The sequence below is a fragment of the Lysinibacillus sphaericus OT4b.31 genome (assembly GCF_000392615.1).
Taxonomy (GTDB): domain Bacteria; phylum Bacillota; class Bacilli; order Bacillales_A; family Planococcaceae; genus Lysinibacillus; species Lysinibacillus sphaericus_B.
In genome coordinates, this window is the sequence record NZ_KB933446.1 from 1 (window position 1) to 2,534 (window position 2,534).

Here is a 2,534-nt window from a genome sequence, read left to right on the forward strand (position 1 = left end):
CTGCTGGAGCCACAGGTCAAACGCATGGACTCTGTGGCGCTTATGGAGATGGTTTTACCCGCAAAGGTGATATTGATGCCACAACACTCTTTAATTTTTCGCGTTTTTAATTATATTGTTATAAAGAGTTATTCTTTACTTCAATAACATAATCCTTTCACCAATATAAAAAGCCTAAGCAAGATCCTACATCTCACCCAGGCTGATAATAGTTTGAAGCTTTCTCTTTCTTAGCAAATAAACATTCAGAATCAATTCAGTTTTTACTTTATATTATTTTCTAAAGACTTATATAATATCGTTTAGTACTAGAGTTTAATTCTTTAAAATAGTTTTTCAAGAACACTAAATCAAACATCTTAATTTCTCCTTTGACAAGTAAAGGACTATATTTGTATCATTACAGATTTCTTATATCTTCAATAACGCCGCTTTCATCTGAAATAAACACAGCGTCCCCTATCAGACCAAATTGTGATGGTGGTGGCAGCTTAACATCTATAACCCAGGCATAACACGAAATATCCATTACATTCTCATAAAAGAAAATCGGCTTTTCTATTTCTCCAACTAATCTTCCTTTTTCTATGGAATCTCGAACAATCTCTATTGCTTTTTTCGTATTTAATTTAGGATGCTTTTTATTTATCTTGTTTATTATATCTTTACCAATAGCTATAAATTCTATTGCTCCTGATTCATCAGATATTATAAAGTTATTTGATCGTTCATCTATGCTAAGTTGTGCTTTTGCCTCAACAATCCAGGCATTACCATTTATACTAAAAAAACTTTGATGAAATAGAGCATGTGCCTTTATTACCCAAGGAACATTATGCTCTTTTATATAATGCTGTGCAAGTGCCGTTGCTTTTTCCTCATTTAAATTAGTTTTCATTTCTAATCAAATCCTTTCCAATCAATTGGTGGCCAATCACCAGTTCTACATCTTTGAATATAACGTTGTGCTTCGTATATTTCTTCTTTAGTGAAGAAATTTTTATTTTTTATTACCGAACTATATACAAATTCCTCTCTCTGTAATATTGACTGAGTTAAATACTCTGATTTCCCCATACTTAACCACTGTTCTGCATGATAGCTTTCATGAAATGCATCTAATTTACGTGGTTCAGACCTTAATATTATTCTTCCTGTTTGAGGGTCAAACATTGCTGCCACATTAGGTTTAGGGAAAAGTGTACCTTTTTTATCTACTATGACCTTAATGCCTTTATTACCCATTACTTTTTTAAAATCCCTTAATTCTTTTGTAGACATTATCCTTAGGTTCTTCTCATCTTTTACAACCGTTTGTACTTTTCGTGCATCAGCTACTGGTTTTATATTTCTACTTACCAGTTTTGTTTCTGTCACCTTTACTGGTGGTTTTGTCGATTTCACCGGTGCTGGTGTTGCTTTCGGTTTCGCAGCAACTGGTTGCGTACTCTTACTCGGTACCTTTGTTTCTGTCACCTTTGCTGGTGGTTTTGTCGATTTCACCGGTGCTGGTGTTGCTTTCGGTTTCGCAGCAACTGGTTGACTCTTACTTGGGGCATTTGTTCCTGTCGCCTTCGCTGGTGGTTTTGTCGCTTTCGTCGGTGCCGGTGTTGCTTTTGGTTTCGCAGCAACTGTTGGTGTACTCTTGCTTGGTTTCTTTGTTTCTGTTGGCTTAGCAGGTGGTTTTGTTGCTTTCGGTGGTGCTGCTGGTGCTTTAGTTGGGACTCCTTTTTTTCCAGCCTTAGCAATACCACTGACTGCTGCTCCCCCAATTTTTGCTGCGTGCTTCGCACCTTTGACTGCCGGTCCACCTACAATGGCTGCTGCTGAGACTGCTCGTTCCCATGGCGCTAATTTCTTTCCAGTGAATGGGTCTTTCCCTACTACTACTTCGTAGGCTGCCTTGACATTGCCTACAATAGGGATAAAATCAACAGCGGTTGATATCGCTTGTTTTACATCAATCGACTTAACTGCTGTTGCCACTTTCTTCGCTGTCTGCGTAACTGCCTTTGTAGCCGCTTTTGCTGTACTTTTCGCTTTAGTTGCAACCTTTTTCGCTGCAAGTACTACTTTCTTGGCAGTCCGCTTAAACTTCTTCACCATTTTACTCTTGGATAGGTTATTTTTAAGCTTCCTGGCTTTTGTAAATACTTTCCCAATCTTTTTCTTGAGCTTTTTCTTTAGTTTTTTCTTCGCCTTTTTTAGAGCTTTTTTCAGTTTCTTTTTCGTATTTTTGATTTTCTTTTTTACAGACTTGGCGGCGTTCTTGACTTTGCCGACAGCTGGGATACTACCAAGAAAACTGCCTATCGAACCGAAAAAACCTTTCCCTTTCTTGGCCATTACGCACCACCCCCTGCGAGGGGAATCATGCCCATGACGTCGAGAGCGGATTCAAGGTCATCTCCGTTTCCCTCTTCCGCTGCACTAGATGCCGGAACAGGCGCCTTGATGGAACCCTCCATTTCGACAACTTGTCCCTGCATATCGGTAATGCCATCGAGGACGATACTGCTGGAGCCACAGGTCAA

At 39.0% G+C, this 2,534-nt stretch carries 2 protein-coding genes and 1 pseudogene; all 3 read right to left on the reverse strand.

All coding sequences use genetic code 11. The features are described from left to right. Positions 1-400: 400 nt before the first annotated feature. Positions 401-898, reverse strand: a complete 498-nt coding sequence (locus H131_RS24110; RefSeq protein WP_010861495.1) for a hypothetical protein — start codon at positions 896-898, stop codon at positions 401-403. A 2-nt stretch (positions 899-900) separates the two neighbouring features. Continuing rightward, a complete protein-coding gene (locus H131_RS23335; RefSeq protein ID WP_010861496.1) occupies positions 901-2,346 on the reverse strand; it encodes a zincin-like metallopeptidase toxin domain-containing protein in 1,446 nt (481 codons plus the stop codon). Beyond that, positions 2,346-2,534, reverse strand: a pseudogene (locus H131_RS25755) (contractile injection system protein, VgrG/Pvc8 family); the annotation flags it as partial. The gene H131_RS23335 and the pseudogene H131_RS25755, both read right to left, overlap by 1 nt.

Bases quoted from the DNA above. Each gene is read 5' to 3' on its own strand.
- H131_RS23335 (WP_010861496.1), bottom strand. From the start codon at position 2,346: ATGGCCAAGAAAGGGAAAGGTTTTTTCGGTTCGATAGGCAGTTTTCTT.
- H131_RS24110 (WP_010861495.1), bottom strand. From the start codon at position 898: ATGAAAACTAATTTAAATGAGGAAAAAGCAACGGCACTTGCACAGCAT.